We start from the raw sequence: 16,986 nt of genomic DNA, 5'->3' as shown, positions 1-16,986 counted from the left end.
CAGCCGTCCTCGACGAACAGGCTGTGCCGCTGTAACCGTTCGGCCCCCTTCATTGCCATGTAGCGCTCCACCGTGGCGCGATTCAGGCGCCGCAGACGCTCGATGTCGAGGGGTGTTTCCCTGTACCGCTGACCGTTCATGCGCCGCCTCCGAGAGGGCTCTCCAGGTATGCCGGAGAAACTTTTCCCTCGCGGCATCGGTTATTCGCTGGCGCGCAGGAGTTCGTCGCTCGGTAAGGGAGCGATATTCGCTGGGCGCATTGTTTATACGTAGGGTGAAATTTCGCGTTACATATGTTCGCCTGTCGTTTCCAATTTTCGAAAGGCAATAGGAGTTTCATCCAGGGTTTCTTTTGGAAACCTGTCGGTAATGGATTCGCAATGCTTTCGTTAAGGTGCGACAGACGAGGTCGCGAAGACTTTCAGCGTCATTCCGTGAAGTGTTTCAAATAGCCAGCATCCCTGGTCGCTGATGTGGATTGCATAAAACACAGAACGCTCGTACCGGCTCAACTACAAGATCTGGTAGGTGCCAGACAGGGTATGCGGGATTGCTAAGCTGATGCTTCCTGCAATGCCGGAGGTTGTAGCCAAGTTGTAATTTTATTCTTTCGGTACGCAGGAAAAGGCTCTGGAACAGGCAGTTGGAAAGTTCCAGGGTTGTTTCCGCAACGAGATCCAGGGAGCGCTGATCCGGGGGATGAGCGCATTTTTTCTCAAAGTTCCGAATGAACCGGGGTGTTCTGCGGTATTTCTCGCCGAGCGGGCAAGAAGTGCGAAATAGAGCGCTTGGGTACTTCTCGGGTTACGGAAATGTGTAACGAGAGAGAATAAAAGATGAATAATTCGAATCTTGCTGCTGCGCGTAATTTGATACAAGTTGTTACCGGGGAATGGAAGTCCCGTTGCGTCTACGTCGCTACGCGCCTCGGGCTGGCCGATCTGATCGAGAGCGGGATCGACAGCGACGAGACGCTGGCCGCCGCGGTCGGTTCCGATGCCGAGCGCATCCATCGACTGATGCGCCTGCTGGTGGCCTTCGAGATCTTTCAGGGCGATACCCGCGACGGCTACGCCAATACCCCCACCAGCCACCTGCTGAGGGATGTCGAGGGCTCCTTCCGCGACATGGTGCTGTTCTACGGCGAGGAGTTCCACGCCGCCTGGACGCCCGCCTGCGAGGCGCTGCTCAGCGGTACCCCAGGCTTCGAGCTGGCGTTCGGCGAAGACTTCTACAGCTACCTGAAGCGCTGCCCGGATGCCGGCCGGCGCTTCCTGCTGGCAATGAAGGCGAGCAACCTGGCCTTCCACGAGATCCCCAGGCTCCTGGATTTCCGCGGGCGTAGCTTCGTCGACGTCGGTGGCGGTTCCGGCGAATTGACCAAGGCCATCCTGCAGGCCGAGCCCAGCGCCCGGGGCGTGATGCTCGACCGCGAGGGTTCCCTCGGCGTGGCCCGCGACAACCTCTCCAGCCTGTTGGCAGGGGAGCGTGTCAGCCTGGTGGGCGGTGACATGCTGCAAGAGGTGCCGTCCAACGGCGATATCTACCTGCTGTCGCGGATCATCGGCGATCTGGACGAAGCCGCCAGCCTGAGGTTGCTCGGCAATTGCCGCGAGGCGATGGCCGGCGACGGCCGGGTGGTGGTGATCGAGCGGACCATCTCGGCCAGCGAGCCGTCGCCGATGTCGGTGCTCTGGGATGTGCACCTGTTCATGGCCTGCGCTGGCCGCCACCGCACCACCGAGGAGGTGGTCGACCTGCTCGGGCGCGGCGGCTTCGCGGTGGAGCGGATCGTCGACCTGCCGATGGAAACCCGCATGATCGTCGCTGCCAGGGCCTGAATCGGAACTCTCAACGGTTGGCCCCGGCGGTTTCGCCGGCGGCCAGTTGGCCGGCGCCCGGCGCCAGGTCGCCGCTGCCCCAGCCGAGCGCCTTGTAGAGGGCGATGACGTTGACGAACGAGGCGGTCTCCGCCTGCGCCAGTTCCTCGCGGATCTGGTACAGCGCGCGCTGGTTCTCCAGCACCGCCAGGTAGCTGCCGGCGCCGGCGCGGTAGCGTTCGTTGGCGATCTCCAGGGCGTTCGCGCCATGGGTCGCGGACTGGAACAGGGCGACCAGCCGACGCTGGTGTTCGGCCAGTTGGTTGAGCGCGTTGCCGACGTCCTCCTGGGCCAGCAGCAGGGAGCGCTGGTAGCGCGCCAGCGCGGCGTCGGACTGCGCCTCGACGGCGCGCAGGCGGGCCCGCACGTTGCCCAGGCGGAACGCCGGCCAACTGACGCTGGGCGCCAGTTCGAAGGCGCGCGAGGCGCTGCCGAGGTCGCCGCTGCGCAGGGCGAAGAAACCGATGAAGCCGCCCAGGTCGAGGCGCGGATAGAGTTCGGCGGTGGCCGCGCCGACGTCTTCGGTGCTCGCTGCCAGTTGCCGCTCGGCGCTGACTACGTCGGGGCGCTGGAGGATCAGGCGGTCGACGTCGCCCAGCGGCAGGTTCTTCGCCAATGGCGCGGCGCCGCTGCCGTCGAGGATCGGCGCGCCGCTGCCGGGTGCCTCGCCGCGCAGCACGTCGAGGCGATAGCGGGCGCTCTCCAGCGCGGTCGTCAGTGGCGGAATCGCCGCTTCGCTGCGCAGCAGGTTGGCCTGGGCGTTCTCCACGTCCTCCGGCAGGCCGCTGCCCAGTTGCAGGCTGCTGCGGGTCAGCTCCAGGGTGTCGCGCCAACTGCGCACCTGGGCGCGCGCCACGTCCAGCCGGCGCTGGTAGCCCTGGATCTCGAAGTAGGCGCGGGCGGTGTCGGCGGCGATGCTCAGGCGTACCAGCCGGAGGTCGGCGTCGGCCGCTTCGGCGCGGGCCAGGGCGGCGTCGGAAAGTCGGCCGAGGCGGCCGAACAGGTCGATTTCCCACTGCGCGTCGAAGCCGGCGCGGTAGCTCTCCGCCAGGCGCCGGCGCGGCTCGCCGTCGTAGTCCAGCTGTTGTTCGATGCTGCGGCTGTAGCCGGCCTGGCTGGTGACCTGCGGCAACTGGTCGAGCCAGCGGTCGTCGAACAGCGCGCGGGCGCTGCGCAGGTTGGTGCGGGCCTCGCGGATGTCGTGGTTGCGCGCCAGCGCCTGGTCGACCAGGCGCACCAGTTGCGGATCGTCGAAGAAGCTCCACCAGGGCGCTTCCCGCCGCTCGCCGGAGAACTCGCCGAGGTGCTCGCTGGCGACGCGTGGCGGCGGCGACTGCGGACGCTGGTAGTCGGGGCCGACGCTGCAGGCGGCCAGGCCGGTGCCGACCGCCAGGGCCAGCGCCAGGCGCGAAAGGTTCGGGTAGGAGCGCTTCATGCCTTGTTCACCAGCAGATCGGCCTCGGCCAGTTGCCGGCTGCGCGGGCTCTTGTCGACTTCCGCGTGGTTGCGCGCCAGCAGGGTATAGACGGTGGGCAGCACGAACAGGGTGAAGAGGGTGCCGACCAGCATCCCGGAGACGATCACCACGCCCAGGCCGAAGCGGCTGGCGGCGCCGGCGCCGCTGGCGAAGAGCAGCGGCACCAGGCCGAAGACCATTGCCGCGGTGGTCATCAGCACCGGCCGCAGGCGGATCTGCGCGGCGCGCAGGATCGCCGCGCGGCGGTCGAGGCGCTCGTGGAGTTGCAGTTCGTTGGCGAACTCGACCATGAGGATGCCGTGCTTGCTGATCAGGCCGATCAGGGTGACCAGGCCGATCTGCGTATAGATGTTCATCGTCGCGTAGCCCAGCGCCAGCGGCAGCAGCGCGCCGCAGATCGACAGCGGCACGGTGATCAGGATGATCAGCGGGTCGGCCAGGCTCTCGTACTGCGCGGCGAGCACCAGGTAGATCACCACCAGGGCGGCGAGGAAGGCGAACACCAGGGTGTTGCCTTCCTGGGTGTATTGCCGCGAGTCGGATTGCCAGTCGTGGCTGAAGCCGGCCGGCAGGCCGCGCGCCACGTCGTCGAGGAAGGCCACCGCCTGGCCCATGGAGACGCCGGGCGCGGGGATCGCCTGGAGGGTCGCGGCGTTCTGCTGGTCGAACTGGATCAGCTTGTTCGGTTCGACCTGAAGCTCCACCCGGACCACCGTCGACAGCGGCACCAGGTTGCCGTCCTGGGTGCGCACGAACTGTCGTGCCAGCGCTTGCGGAGTGAAACGCTGGTCGCGCAGGCTCTGCGGGATCACGTCGTAGGAGCGGCCTTCCATGCCGAAGCGGTTGACGTAGTTCTCGCCCACCAGCACCGCCAGCGACTCGCCGATGTCCTGCATGCGGATGCCCAGGCTGTTGGCCTTGGCGCGGTCGATGCGGACCTGGACCACCGGGTTGTTGTAGTCGAGGTCGCTGTCGACCACTACGAACAGCCCGCTCTGTCGGGCCTTCTGCTTGATCTCTTCCATGGTCCGGTAGAGCACCGGATAGTCCTGCGGGCTGCGCAGCACCATCTGCACCGGCAGGCCGCCGGTGGAGCCGGGCAGGGCGGCCAACTGGAAGGCGAAGATGCTGCTGCCCTCGACGTCGCCGACCTTGCCTTGCAGCTCGGACTGGATCGCCGAGGCGTCGCGCTCGCGTTTTTCCCAGGCCGCCAGGTTGATCCCGCCGAAGCTCGCCGCCGGTCCGTCGGTGCCGTTGATGATCCAGGTGCTCACGGTTTCCGGGATGCTGGTGTAGACCTGGTCGAGCTTGCGCGCGAACAGTTCGACGTAGTCGAGGTTGGCGTGCTGCGGCGCCTTGATCGCGGTGAGCACCGCGGCCTGGTCCTCGGTCGGCGCCAGTTCGCGCTTGGGCATCGAATACAGCAGCGGCAGGCTGATGCACACCAGCAATGCCAGGCCGCCGGTCAGCCAGCGGTGGCCCAGGGAGAACTCCAGGACCTGCCCGTAGCGCCGCGTCAGGCCGCCGAAGAACCACTCGGCGGCGCGGCCCATGCGCCCCTCGTTCTGGTGTGCCTGGAGCAGCAGCGAACTCATCACCGGCGACAGGGTCAGCGCCACCACCCCGGACACGATCACCGCGCCCGCCAGGGTCAGGGCGAACTCGCGGAACAGTGCGCCGGTGAGGCCGCCCATCAGGCCGATGGGGGTGTACACGGCAGCCAGGGTGATGGTCATGGCGATCACCGGGCCGGCCACTTCGCGGGCGCCGATCAGCGCCGCCGCCACCGGCGACTTGCCTTCCTCGATGTGGCGGTGGACGTTCTCCACCACCACGATGGCGTCGTCCACCACCAGCCCGATGGCCAGCACCATCGCCAGCAGGGTCAGCAGGTTGACGCTGAAGCCGAAGGCCAGCATCAGCGCGGCGGCGCCGAGCATCGACAGGGGAATGGTCGCCACCGGGATCAGCACGCTGCGCAGCGAGCCGAGGCAGAGGTAGATCACCAGCACCACGATCAGCAGCGCTTCCACCAGGGTCCGCACCACCTCGTCGATGGAGGCCTGGATGAAGCGCGAAGTCTCGTAGGCGAGGTCGACGCGGACATCCGGCGGCAGGGTCTTCTGGATCTCCGGCAGCAGCTTGCGGATGCCGTCGACGATCACCAGCGGGTTGCCGGTGGGCGTCGGGAACAACCCCAGGTGCACCGCCGGGTCGCCGTCCATCAGTGCGCTGGTCTCGGTGGCCGCGGCGCCCAGTTCGACGGTACCGACGTCGCGCAGGCGCACCAGGCCGTTGCCATCGTTGCGGATGACCATCTCGCGGAAGTCGTCGACGTTGGTCAGGTCGGTGTTGACCCGCACGTTGGACAGCACGTACTGCCCCTTCACCATCCCCGGCGCCGCCTGGTAGTTGTTGCGGCGGATCGCCTCGGCCACGTCGGAGGCGGTCAGGCCGCGCCCGGCGAGGCGGTCGGCGTCGAGCCAGAGGCGCATGGCCAGGCGCTGGCCGCCAAAGGTCTGGACCTTGGCCACGCCGTCGATGGAAGAGAACATCGGCTCGACCACCCGCGACAGGTAGTCGGTCAACGCCGGGATCGGCAGGGTCTTGCTGGAAAAGCCGACGTAGGCCACCGCGGTGGTCTCGCCGGAAGAGCGTTCGATCACCGAGTCGTAGGCACGCTCGGGCAGCTTGTAGCGCACCGAGTTGACCTTGGCCATGGTCTCGGTCATCGCCTGGGTCGAGTCGCGGTTGAGCAGCATGCGGATGGTCACCACGCTACGCCCCTGCACCGAGGTCGAGGAAAGGTAGTCGATGCCCTCCACCGACGACACCGCCTGGGCGATCGGCTGGGTGACGAAGCCTTGCATGAGATCGGCGGAGGCGCCGGGGTACTCGGTGGTGACGGTGATGGTCGAGCTTTCCAGCAGCGGGTACTGGCGGATCGGCAGCTTGCCCAGGGAGAACAGGCCGAGCAGCAGGATCAGCGTGCTGACCACCAGCGCCAGCACCGGCCGGCGGACGAACAGGTCGGTAAAGGTCATCGCGGGGTTCCTTCAGCGGCCTGCGACCGGCACGGGGGGCGCGGCGCTGCTCAGGGTGTCTTCCTTGACCGGTTCCACGGCCATCCCGTCGCTCAGGTTGATCTGCCCGGAAGTCACTACCCGGTCGCCCTCGGCGAGGCCCTGGAGGATTTCCACGCGACCGTCCCAGCGCTCGCCGATCCGCACCGAGACGCGCTTGGCGCTGAGCGGCCGGTCGCCTTCCTGGTGGGCGACGAACACGGTGTCGCCGTAGGCGGTATAGGTGACCGCGGTTTCCGGCACGCTCAGCGACGGCGCGTCGGCTTTGCGCGAGACCCGGATGCTGGCGAACATGCCGGCGGCGAGCAGGCCTTCGGGGTTGTCCAGCAAGGCCTGGACCTGCACCGTGCGCGACTTGCCGATCAGCGGGTCGATGGCGCTGATGCGCGCCGGGAAGCTGCGCCCCGGATAGGCGTCGACCAGGACCTCGAGGGGCTGGCCGAGCTTCAGCTCGGGGCTGGTGCTTTCGTCCAGGGAGAAATTGCTTTTCAGGGTCCGCGCATCCACCAGGCTGGCCACCGGCTCGGCGACGCCGAGGTACTGGCCGAGGTGCACGCGGCGGATGCCGAGCTGGCCGGAGAAGGGCGCGCGGATCGCCTTCTGGTCGATCAGCGCCTGGGTCTGGCGCACCGCGCCGAGCGCCATGTCGCGGGCGGCGACGGCGTTGTCCAGCTGTTCCTGCGAGGCGACGTTGCGCTCTACCAGCTTGCGCGCACGGGCATGGAGGATCTCGGCATTACGCAACTGCGCCTTGAGACGGATCAGCTCGGCCTGTTCCACCGCGTCGTTGAGTTGCACCAGCAACTGCCCTTGCTGCACCTGCTGGCCCGATTCGAAGGCGATGCGGGTGATCCGTCCTGCCGCTTCGGCGGCCACCTGGACCTGGCGACCGGCCTCCAGCTCGCCGACGCCATCGAAGACGCGCGGCACCACCCGCCGCTCCACCGAGGCGAGGGCGACCTTCACCGGCGGGTAGCCGGCGAAACCGCCGGCGTCTTTCTTCGCCGAGCCGGTGGCGTAGACGGCGATGCCGATAACCGCCGCGCAGATGAGCGCGGCACTGGCGATCAGGACGGGTTTCTGCATGATCGCCTCAGGCCTTTTGGTAGGTGGCGGCCACGGAGACGTCCTGGCGCAGCCGCTGGCGTTGCGCGCTGGCGATGGCCGTGGCGATCAGGCCGCCGATCACCGCGATGTGTTCGAGGGCGAAGAACATCGCCAGCTTGGCTTCGACGCCGGTCTTGCTCCAGAAGGTGTGGACGATGAGGATGGTCAGCAGCAGGAACACCGCCAGCGCCCCGGCGCCGAGCCATAGCTTGCGGTCCAGCAGGACCAGCGCGGAGCCGGCCAGCAGGGTCACGGCGGTGGTGATGTTGAACAGCCAGGCCGGCTCCAGGCCGGCGGCGCGCATTTCCTCCAGGCTGGCCTGATAGTCGAACAGCTTCGCCAGTCCCGAGGCGACGAACATCAGGGCCAGGCAGATCCGGGCGGTCAGCCAGAGCCAGTTGCTTTCGAGCGAGTTATCGATGAAGCGCTGCATGGGTCGTTCCTTGTGCTGGTCGCCATCCGGCGCCGCGAAGCGGCCGTGGGGGCGGTTCGTGGTCCTGGGGAAACGGGGCGGTATGACCGCAGCGGGGACTATAAAACCTCAAGTTAAGTTGAGGTCAAGGGCGTCTGTGATTAGCGCTATAGGCCTTGCTGGGCGTGGGTTTAAGGTGGATTCGTTGGTGTCGCGGGACGGTGGGATGAGGGGCTGACGATTGGTCGCGGGGACTATTGGGGGAGGGGCTGGGTGTAGCTTGCGGGCAACCCGTCGCGACGGTTCCCCCTGGAGCGAGACGCCTTCGCGGCATCACTGTCGCTCGACCCGCTGCGCGACGATTCGACCTCCTGCCGGGGCGAGTTAGCTACCCCATCGTCTGGAGGGCAAGCATGGCAAACCTCTACGTGGCGGATCCTGGTTCCGTAGGGCGAATAACCGCTTGCGGTTATCCGCCGGTTCTCCGGGACAGCGGCGGATAACGCCCCTGGCGTTATTCGCCCTACAGGACTTGCCGTATGTGGGCGGAAGCTCCATGCCTGTGGGCCTCGGAGCCAGGGCGGGCTTCGGCTCTGGCTCCGTAGTGCGGATGACCGCTTAGCGCCGATCCGCCGGCCCAGCGGCGTATCGGCGGATGGCCGAGCGCAAGGTCACGGCACCGCCACGAAGCGCAGATCGCTCGGTGACCCCACCTCGACGCTTTGCAGCGTCTTGCCCACCTGGCCGCTCTGCGGATCGCGGGCGAACACCCGCAACTGGTCGCTGTTCTGGTTGGCCACGAGGACGAAGCGCCCGCCGGGCGAGAAAGCGAATTCGCGCGGCTCGGTGCCTTCCACCGAGCGCCGTTCGACGAAACGCAACTGGCCGCTGGCCGGGTCGACGGCGAAGGTCACCAGTTGGTTGTCGTCGCCGCGATTGAGCACGCCGAGGAAGCGGCCGTCGGCGGACAGGTGCAGGGCGCCGGCGCCGACCTTGCCCTGGAAGCCGGCAGGCGCCAGGTCGTGGGTCTGCAACTGACGCAGGCGGCCATTGCCCTCATGGGCGAACACCATCACCTGGCCGCTCAGTTCCAGGGTCAGGTAGGCGAAACGCCCGTCGGCGCTGAAGATCAGATGGCGCGGGCCGCTGCCGGGCGGGGTCGGGACGAATGCCGGATCGGCCGCCTGCAGTGGACGTTCGGCCTGTTCCGGGGCGTAGCGGTAGACGAATACCTTGTCGGCGCCGAGGTCGGGGGCGAACAGGTACTGGCCGTCGGGCGAGGACACCACCGAGTGCACATGACCGGAAACCTGGCGCGGATGCACCTTGCTGGCCTGGTGCGACTCCACCTGCACCACCGGCGCCAGCGAGCCGTCCGCGCGCACCGGCAGTACCGCCACCGAGCCTTCCGGCTGTACCGAGTAGTTGGCGACGAACAGGTAGCGACCGTCGTGGCTGAGGCTGCTGTAGGTCGGATGATCGCCGAGGGTCTGGACCTGGCTGATCTGTTGCAGGCGGCCGCTGATCGGATCGAAACGGTAGGACGTGGCGCGACCGACGGTATCGCCCTTGCCGCCCCGTCCGTTCTCGTTGACCACGAACAGAGTGCGTTGGTCCGGGGCGAAGGTCAGGTACGAGGGGTTGCTGGTATGGGCCACGCGCAGCGGGCCTTTCACCGAGCCGTCGGCGCCGTCGAAGCGGTATACCTGGATGCCTTCGCTGGAGCCTTCGGTATAGGTCCCCACCAGCAGGTTGTAGAGGCTGGCGGCCTGGGCCTGGGGCGCCACGCCGGTGAGCGGCGCGAGGGCCAGCAGGCAGAGGGTGGGCAGTCTTCTCATGGGCAACTCCTTGGCTCGCTATTGTTCTGATGGCTCGGGGTTGGACCGGAGCCAGGCCGTTGGGTTCGCCCCTGGCCGCTCAGTCGCCGGCCTGGCCCAGCAGGCCGCGCCAGCGTTCGAAGGCGGCGGTCGCGTAGCCTTCGCGCCAGACCAGCCAGGTGTCTACTTCGGCAAGGGGCAGGCTGCGCAGAGGCGGTGTGCCGAGCAGTTGCAGCACCGAGCGCGGCAGCACGCCGACACAGGCGCCGGCGGCGACGCAGGCGAGGATCGCATGGTAGGAGCCGACTTCCTGCACCGTCAGCGGCGTGCCCAGGCTGTCCTCGGCCAGTTGCCGGTAGGTGCAGCCACGGGCGAAGCCGGCCAGGGTGCGCAGGCGCACCTCGGCGACGTCGTGGACCGGCGGGTGTTCGGCCGGCAGGATCATCAGCAGTTCCTCGCGGAACAGCGGCTCGCCGCGCAGGCCGCTGCCATCGAGTTCGCCGGCCCAGCCCGGGCCGGCGGCCACCAGCGCGCAGTCCAGGCGCCGCGCCCGCACCCCATCGAACAACGCGCGACTGGTGCCGGTGGAGACTTCCAGGGCGACCCGCGGACAGGCCTTGTGATAGCTCGCCAGCAGCGCCGGCAGGCGGCTGGCCGCGGTGCTTTCCATGCTGCCCAGGCGCAGGCGCCCGCCGGGCTCGGCGGGATGCATCGACTGGCGCGCCTCGTCGGCGAGAGCCAGCAACTGCTCGGCATAGGCGAGGAATTCGCTGCCGCGTTCGGTCAGGCTCATGCGCTTGCCGTCGCGCAGGAACAGTTCGACGCCCAGGTCCTCCTCGAGCTGGCGGATCCGCGTGGTGACGTTCGACTGCGCTCGCTGCAACTGCTGAGCGGCGCGGGTGACGCTGGCTTCGTGGGCGACCGCGCGGAAGATTTCGAGGGAGGAAAGGTCCATCGATTTATCTCTTTATGAGAATGATTTGTTAAAAATATTCTTTTATGAAGATATATTGGTCAAGCGTCGGCCGACGCGGTGTCGTCCGACCGGGAGAGGGAATCGCCATGACTGACCGCTTCACGCGCCTGCTCGGCATCCAGCAGCCGATCGTCCAGGCACCCATGCTCGGCGTCTCCACGCCGGCGCTGGCCGCCGCCGTATCCAACGCCGGCGGGCTCGGTTCGATCGCCATTACCGGTAGTGCCGCCGAGAAGGGCCGGGCGCTGATCCGCGAGGTGCGCGGGCTGACCGACAAGCCGTTCAACGTCAACCTGTTCTGCCACCGCCCGGGGCAGGCCGACCCGGCCCGCGAGCGCGCCTGGCTGGACTACCTGAAGCCGCTGTTCGCCGAGTTCGGCGCCGAGCCGCCGGCGCGCCTGAACAACATCTACCTGAGCTTCCTCGAAGACCCGACCCTGCTGCCGATGCTGCTGGAAGAGCGGCCGGCGGCGGTCAGCTTCCATTTCGGCGCGCCGCCCCGCGACCAGGTTCGCGCGTTGCAGGCGGCGGGCATCCGCGTACTGGTCAGTGCCACCACGCCGGAGGAAGCGGCTCTGGTGGAGGCCGCCGGCGCCGATGCGGTGGTCGCCCAGGGCATCGAGGCCGGTGGCCATCGCGGGGTGTTCGAGCCGGAGCGCGGCGACGCCGCCATCGGCACCCTGGCGCTGGTCCGCCTGCTGGCGGCGCGCGGTTCGCTACCGGTGGTCGCTGCCGGCGGGATCATGGACGGACGGGGCATCCGCGCCGCCCTGGAGCTGGGCGCGAGCGCCGTGCAGATGGGCACCGCCTTCGTCCTCTGTCCGGAGTCCTCGGCCAACGCCGCCTACCGCGAGGCGCTGAAGGGGCCGCGCGCGGCGCGCACCGCGCTGACCGTGACCATGTCCGGGCGCAGCGCCCGCGGCCTGCCCAACCGGATGTTCTTCGATGCCGCCGCGCCTGGAGTGCCGCCCTTGCCGGACTATCCGTTCGTCTACGACGCGACCAAAGCGTTGCAGACCGCCGCTCTGGCTCGCGGCAACCATGATTTTGCCGCCCAGTGGGCCGGCCAGGGCGCGGCGCTGGCGCGGGAGCTGCCGGCCGCCGAACTGCTGCGCACGCTGGTCGAGGAACTGCGCGGCTGAGGGAGGCCGTTCGCTGCGCGCGACGATGACTGTCTCTGTTCAGTTACCCCTGTGTTGTGCTTTTCTGCCTCCAGCACTGGAACGACAGGTGGAACATGGGACAGGACAAGTTGAAGGTCGCCGTTCTCTTCGGCGGCAGCAGTGAGGAACGGGACGTCTCCATCGCCAGCGGCGCGCAGGTGATCCAGGCGTTGCGCAGCGCCGGCCACCAGGTGCTGGCGGTGGATACCGCCAGCGGCCTGCTCGGCGCGGAGGAAGAGCGCCGCCTGCTGGCGAGCAAGGTCAAGGAGGTCCCGCCGGACTCCGACTCGCTGGCGATCATCCGCAGCGGCAAGCAGAGCCTGCTGAGCGCCGGCGAACTGGCTGGGGTCGACGTGTTCTTTCTCGCCCTGCACGGCGGCACCGGCGAGGACGGCACCCTGCAGGCGCTGCTGGATGCCGGTGGTTTCGCATATACCGGCAGCGGCCACCTGGCCAGCGCCATGGCGATGGACAAGGACGTGGCCAAGCGCCTGTTCCTCGCCGCCGGGGTGGAGACCGCCAGTTGGCTGATGGCGCCGGCCTCGGAAGAGGCGGTGCGCGAGCAACTGGGCTTCCCCCTGGTGGTCAAGCCGAACAGCCAGGGCTCCACCGTGGGGCTGTCCATCGTGCATTCCCAGGCCGAATTGCAGCCGGCTATCGAGCTGGCCGGGCGCTATGGCGACGAGGTGATGCTGGAGCGCTTCGTCGCCGGCCGCGAGGTCACCGTCGGGGTGCTCGACGACCAGGCGCTGCCGGTGGGCGAGATTCTCCTCGGCGGCCAGGAGGTCTTCGACTACGAGCACAAGTACCAGGCCGGCGCGGTGCGCGAGGTGTTTCCCGCCGACCTGCCGCCGGCGATCGCCGCCGAGGCCCAGCGTCTGGCGCTGAAGGTACACCGGGCGCTGAAGCTGAGCGGCTACAGCCGCACCGACTTCCGCCTCGACGAACAGGGCCGGCTCTGGTGTCTGGAGGTCAATACCCTGCCGGGAATGACCGCCACCAGCCTGCTGCCGCAGGCCGCGGCGGCGGCCGGGATCGGGTTCGCCGAACTCTGCGAGCGGATCTGCCGGCTCGGTATCGAGCGCTGCAAGGGCGCGCGCAAGGCGCGTTCCTGATTCCCGCGGCCCGCCGCCGGGGCGGGCCGCGCCTTTCGCTCAGGCCTCGAGGTTCTCGACCCGCTCGAGGGTGTCGTAGAGGCTGTAGCGCTCCTGTTCGTCGCGTCGCACCCGGCCCATGGCGACGCACGGATCATGGGTGAAGACCAGTCGGCCGTTGCGGGCGATGAGGCTGTCCAGCAGGCGTTCCTTTTCCTCGATCAGGCCTTCCGGGAAGCGGTCGTAGCCCATGGTCAGCGGCAGGTGTACCCAGGGTGCGCCGGGGATCAGGTCGCCGCTGAATACCACCGGGCCGTCGGGCATGGCGATCTCCGGGAGCATCTGGCCCGGGGTATGGCCTTCGCTGAAATGGAAACGCCAGCCCTCGCCCAGATGCGCCGAGCGCTCGCCGTCGTCGAGCAGTTCCAGGCGTCCGCTGGCCTGCAGCAGGTCGAGCAGTTCCGGCACGAACGAGGCGCGGTCGCGCGGGTGCGGCTGGCGCGCGCGCTGCCAGTGGCGGCGGCCGCTGACGAAATGCGCGTTGGGGAACAGCAGGCGCGCCGGCTGGCCTTCTTCCCAGGCGGCGAGCAGGCCGCCGGCGTGGTCGAAGTGCAGGTGGGTGAGCAGCACCACGTCGATGTCGGCGTCGTCCAGGCCGACCGCGGCGAGGCTGTCGAGCAGTACGTGGCGCTCTTCCTGGACGCCGTAGCGCTGGCGCAGGGCGGGCGGGAAGAACGCGCCGATGCCGGTCTCCACCAGTACGTTGCGCTCGCCGTCGCGCACCAGCAGGGTACGGCAGCCGAGGTCGATGCGGTTCTCCGCATCGGGCTGCATCCAGCGTGACCAGAGCGCGCGCGGGGCATTGCCGAACATGGCGCCGCCGTCGAGTTTCTGGCTGTTGCCGAGGAGGGTGGTGAGGGTTCGCATGGATATGTCCTTGTTCCTGGTCTAGCGAATAACCGGCGGTTGCGTCGTTTTTCAAGAATGCCTGGCCGGCTTCCCGGGCGTCGTAGGGCGAATAACCGCTTCGCGATTATCCGCCGTTATCGCGGGCTGTCGGCGGACAGCGCGTTGCATGCTGTCCCGGAAAAAACACGCGGCCCACGGGCCGCGCGACAACGCTCGACGGAAGCTTCAGAACTGTTCCGCCTCCAGGCCGTACAGGCTTTCGCTGCCGGCTTCGACGGCGGCGGCGAGGGAGTGCACGCGGGGCAGGATGCGGGCGAAGTAGAAGCGCGCGGTGGCCAGCTTGCCGTCGTGGAACGCCGGGTCGGCCTCGCGCTGGCGCAGCGCGGCGGCGGCCATGCGCGCCCAGAGGTAGGCGTAGGCGGTATAGCCGAACAGATGCAGGTATTCCACCGAGGCTGCGCCGATCTCGCGCGGGTCGTTGCCGGCGCGGGCGACGATGCCCTGGGTGAGGTTGTCCAGCAGGTCCAGGGCGGTCAGCAGCGGGGTGACGAACTCCGCCAGTTCGGCGTTGGCGCCGGCGGCGAAGGCTCGCACCTCGCGGCTGAAGATGGAGAGGAACAGCCCGCCGTTGGCGACCACCTTGCGGCCCATCAGGTCGAGCGCCTGGATGCCGTTGGTGCCTTCGTAGATCTGCGTGATGCGACAGTCGCGCACCAGTTGCTCCTGGCCCCATTCGCGGATGTAGCCGTGGCCGCCGAACACCTGCTGGCCGAGCACGCAGCTCTCCAGGCCGGTATCGGTGAAGAAGGCCTTGGCCACCGGGGTCAACAGGGCCACCAGGGCTTCGGCCTGGCTGCGTTCTTCCTGGTCCTCGGCGTACTTGGCCAGGTCGAGCTGCTGCCCGACATAGGTGGAAAAGGCGCGGCCGCCCTCGGTCAGCGCCTTCATGGTGAGCAGCATGCGGCGCACGTCGGGGTGCACGATGATCGGGTCGGCGGCCTTGTCCCTGGCCACCGGGCCGGTCGGCGCGCGGCTTTGCAGGCGCTCGCGGGCGTAGGCGACGGCGCTCTGGTAGGACATCTCGGCGCAGCCGATGCCCTGGATGCCGATGGACAGGCGCTCGTAGTTCATCATGGTGAACATCGCCGCCAGGCCCTTGTTGACTTCGCCGACCAGCCAGCCGCTGGCGCCGTCGAAGTTCATCACGCAGGTGGCCGAGGCCTTGATCCCCATCTTGTGCTCGATGGAGCCGCAGTGCACCGCGTTGCGTGCGCCGAGCGCGCCGTCGTCGCCGACCAGGAACTTCGGCACCAGGAACAGCGAGATGCCGCGCGAACCGGCCGGCGCGTCGGGCAGCTTGGCCAGCACCAGGTGAATGATGTTCTCGGTGAGGTCCTGCTCGCCGCCGGTGATGAAGATCTTCGTCCCGCTGATCCTGTAGGAACCGTCGGCCTGCGGCTCGGCCTTGGTGCGGATGATGCCCAGGTCGGTGCCGGCATGCGGTTCGGTCAGACACATGGAGCCGGCCCAGGTGCCGGCGTACATGTTCGGCAGGTACCTGTTCTTCAGCTCCTCGCTGCCGTGCGCATCGAGGGCCAGGCAGGCGCCGGCGGAAAGGGTCGAGTAGAGGCTGAAGCTGGCGTTGGCCGCGTACATCATCTCCTCGAACTGCACTGCCAGCATCTTCGGCATGCCCATGCCGCCATGGGCCGGATTGCCGGTGAGGCCGACCCAGCCGCCCTCGGCGTAGGTCGCGTAGGCCTCGCGGAAGCCGGCCGGGGTGCGCACGGCGCCGTCCTGCCACTGCGCGCCTTCTTCGTCGCCACTGCGGTTGAGCGGCGCGAGCAGGCCGCCGGTGACCTTGGCCGCTTCCTCGAGGATGGCGTCGGCGGTGTCGGCGTCGATCCGCTCGGCCAGTCGCGGTAGGCGCTGCCACAGGGCGGGGGCGTCGAACACGTCGTTGAGCAGGAAGCGCATGTCGCGCAGCGGGGCGTTGTATTCAGGCATTGCACACCTCGTCGGTGAACGGCCGGCGGGACGGCCGCAGGTACAGGGTTGCCCGTGCGCATCCTGCCTACGGCCGCCGTGGCACGGCCGCTGCACGGGCAATTCGGCTGGCGGCGCTCAGAGGGCGGCGGCCCACTCGCGCAGCACGTATTTCTGGATCTTGCCGGTGGAGGTCTTCGGCAGTTCCGAGAACACCACGGTACGCGGAATCTTGAACGCGGCCAGGTGTTCGCGACAGAACGCGACGATCTCGCTCTCGGCGAGCCCCTGATGATCGCTCTTCAGGGTAATGAACGCACAGGGCGTTTCCCCCCACTTTTCGTCGGGCCGCGCCACCACCGCCGCCTCCAGCACCGCCGGGTGGCGGTAGAGCACGCCCTCCAATTCGATGGTGGAGATGTTTTCGCCGCCGGAGATGATGATGTCCTTGAGCCGGTCGCGGATCTCGATGTAGCCGTCCGGATGGCAGACCGCCAGGTCGCCGGTATGGAACCAGCCGCCGGCGAAGGCTTCCTCGGTGGCGCTGGGGTTCTTCAGGTAGCCCTTCATCACGGTATTGCCGCGCATGAAGATCTCGCCGATGGACTGGCCGTCGCGCGGCACCGGCTCGAGGGTCTTCGGGTCGGCCACCATCACCCCTTCGAGGGTCGGGTAGCGCACGCCCTGGCGCGACTTGATCGCGGCGCGTCGCTCCAGCGGCAGGTCGTCCCACTCGCCGTGCCAGGCGCAGACCGTGACCGGGCCGTAGACCTCGGTGAGGCCGTAGACATGGGTGACGCGGATGCCCATCTCTTCCACCGCGCCGATCACCTTGGCCGGTGGCGCGGCGCCGGCGACCATGGCATGCACCGGGTGGTCGATGGCGGCCTTGGCCGAGTCGGGCATGTTGATCAGGGCGTTGAGCACGATGGGTGCGCCGCACAGGTGGCTGACCTGGTGCTCGCGGATCAGGGTGAGGACCTTTTGCGGATCGACCCGCCGCAGGCAGACGTGGACGCCGGCCAACGCGGTCACCGTCCACGGATAGCACCAGCCGTTGCAGTGGAACATCGGCAAGGTCC

At 68.1% G+C, this 16,986-nt stretch carries 12 protein-coding genes and 1 pseudogene; 3 read left to right on the top strand and 10 right to left on the bottom strand.

Features of this window, described 5'->3' with window-relative positions; all coding sequences use genetic code 11:
* A pseudogene (phzA, locus tag HMPREF2924_RS19170) lies at positions 1–140 on the bottom strand (phenazine biosynthesis protein PhzA); the annotation flags it as partial.
* A 696-nt stretch (positions 141–836) separates the two neighbouring features.
* On the opposite strand from phzA, the gene phzM reads away from it, so the two are divergent.
* Positions 837–1,841 (top strand): phenazine-1-carboxylate N-methyltransferase PhzM, encoded by a 1,005-nt coding sequence (gene phzM, locus HMPREF2924_RS19165; RefSeq protein ID WP_003093617.1) that lies wholly within the window; start codon positions 837–839, stop codon positions 1,839–1,841.
* A 10-nt stretch (positions 1,842–1,851) separates the two neighbouring features.
* Here phzM and opmD read toward each other — a convergent pair whose 3' ends face one another.
* The 6 genes from opmD to nmoR form a co-directional block, all read right to left on the bottom strand.
* Complete coding sequence (gene opmD, locus HMPREF2924_RS19160) at positions 1,852–3,315, bottom strand: multidrug efflux transporter outer membrane subunit OpmD (RefSeq protein ID WP_004362902.1); 1,464 nt, start codon at positions 3,313–3,315, stop codon at positions 1,852–1,854.
* The gene (mexI, locus tag HMPREF2924_RS19155; protein WP_003093610.1) at positions 3,312–6,401 is read right to left on the bottom strand and encodes a multidrug efflux RND transporter permease MexI; all 3,090 of its coding nucleotides are present in this window, start codon (positions 6,399–6,401) and stop codon (positions 3,312–3,314) included. Before mexI ends, opmD begins: the two co-directional genes overlap by 4 nt.
* Positions 6,402–6,413: 12 nt before the next feature.
* Positions 6,414–7,526: a multidrug efflux RND transporter periplasmic adaptor MexH gene (gene mexH, locus HMPREF2924_RS19150; protein WP_003093609.1), complete on the bottom strand. Its 1,113-nt coding sequence runs from the start codon at positions 7,524–7,526 to the stop codon at positions 6,414–6,416.
* 7 nt (positions 7,527–7,533) lie between these two features.
* Positions 7,534–7,980, bottom strand: coding sequence for a multidrug efflux RND transporter inhibitory subunit MexG (gene mexG / locus HMPREF2924_RS19145; protein WP_003129336.1), 447 nt, complete (start codon positions 7,978–7,980; stop codon positions 7,534–7,536).
* A gap of 650 nt (positions 7,981–8,630) precedes the next feature.
* Entirely contained in the window at positions 8,631–9,797 is a 1,167-nt protein-coding gene (gene ppgL, locus HMPREF2924_RS19140) for a gluconolactonase PpgL (protein ID WP_003093604.1), read from the bottom strand.
* Between the two features lie 79 nt (positions 9,798–9,876).
* On the bottom strand, positions 9,877–10,731 hold the full coding sequence (gene nmoR / locus HMPREF2924_RS19135; RefSeq protein WP_003093603.1) for a LysR family transcriptional regulator NmoR: 855 nt from the start codon (positions 10,729–10,731) through the stop codon (positions 9,877–9,879).
* 107 nt (positions 10,732–10,838) lie between these two features.
* On the opposite strand from nmoR, the gene nmoA reads away from it, so the two are divergent.
* Together nmoA and HMPREF2924_RS19125 are read left to right on the top strand one after the other, a co-directional pair.
* Entirely contained in the window at positions 10,839–11,894 is a 1,056-nt protein-coding gene (nmoA, locus tag HMPREF2924_RS19130; RefSeq protein WP_003121876.1) for a nitronate monooxygenase, read from the top strand.
* A gap of 95 nt (positions 11,895–11,989) precedes the next feature.
* Positions 11,990–13,030 (top strand): D-alanine--D-alanine ligase, encoded by a 1,041-nt coding sequence (locus HMPREF2924_RS19125; protein ID WP_003093601.1) that lies wholly within the window; start codon positions 11,990–11,992, stop codon positions 13,028–13,030.
* Positions 13,031–13,069: 39 nt separating this feature from the next.
* Here HMPREF2924_RS19125 and HMPREF2924_RS19120 read toward each other — a convergent pair whose 3' ends face one another.
* The 3 genes from HMPREF2924_RS19120 to HMPREF2924_RS19110 form a co-directional block, all read right to left on the bottom strand.
* Positions 13,070–13,936: an MBL fold metallo-hydrolase gene (locus HMPREF2924_RS19120; RefSeq protein WP_070700608.1), complete on the bottom strand. Its 867-nt coding sequence runs from the start codon at positions 13,934–13,936 to the stop codon at positions 13,070–13,072.
* Positions 13,937–14,143: 207 nt separating this feature from the next.
* The gene (locus HMPREF2924_RS19115; RefSeq protein ID WP_070700605.1) at positions 14,144–15,925 is read right to left on the bottom strand and encodes an acyl-CoA dehydrogenase C-terminal domain-containing protein; all 1,782 of its coding nucleotides are present in this window, start codon (positions 15,923–15,925) and stop codon (positions 14,144–14,146) included.
* A gap of 117 nt (positions 15,926–16,042) precedes the next feature.
* Positions 16,043–16,986, bottom strand: a 944-nt coding sequence (locus tag HMPREF2924_RS19110; protein WP_141765550.1) for an AMP-binding protein, incomplete at its 5' end; no start/stop codon positions are given.

This window comes from Pseudomonas sp. HMSC063H08 (assembly GCF_001813645.1).
In the GTDB taxonomy this organism is placed as follows: domain Bacteria; phylum Pseudomonadota; class Gammaproteobacteria; order Pseudomonadales; family Pseudomonadaceae; genus Pseudomonas; species Pseudomonas aeruginosa.
The sequence above is the reverse complement of the archived record's forward strand: the minus strand, read 5'-3'. Positions and strand labels throughout refer to the sequence as shown.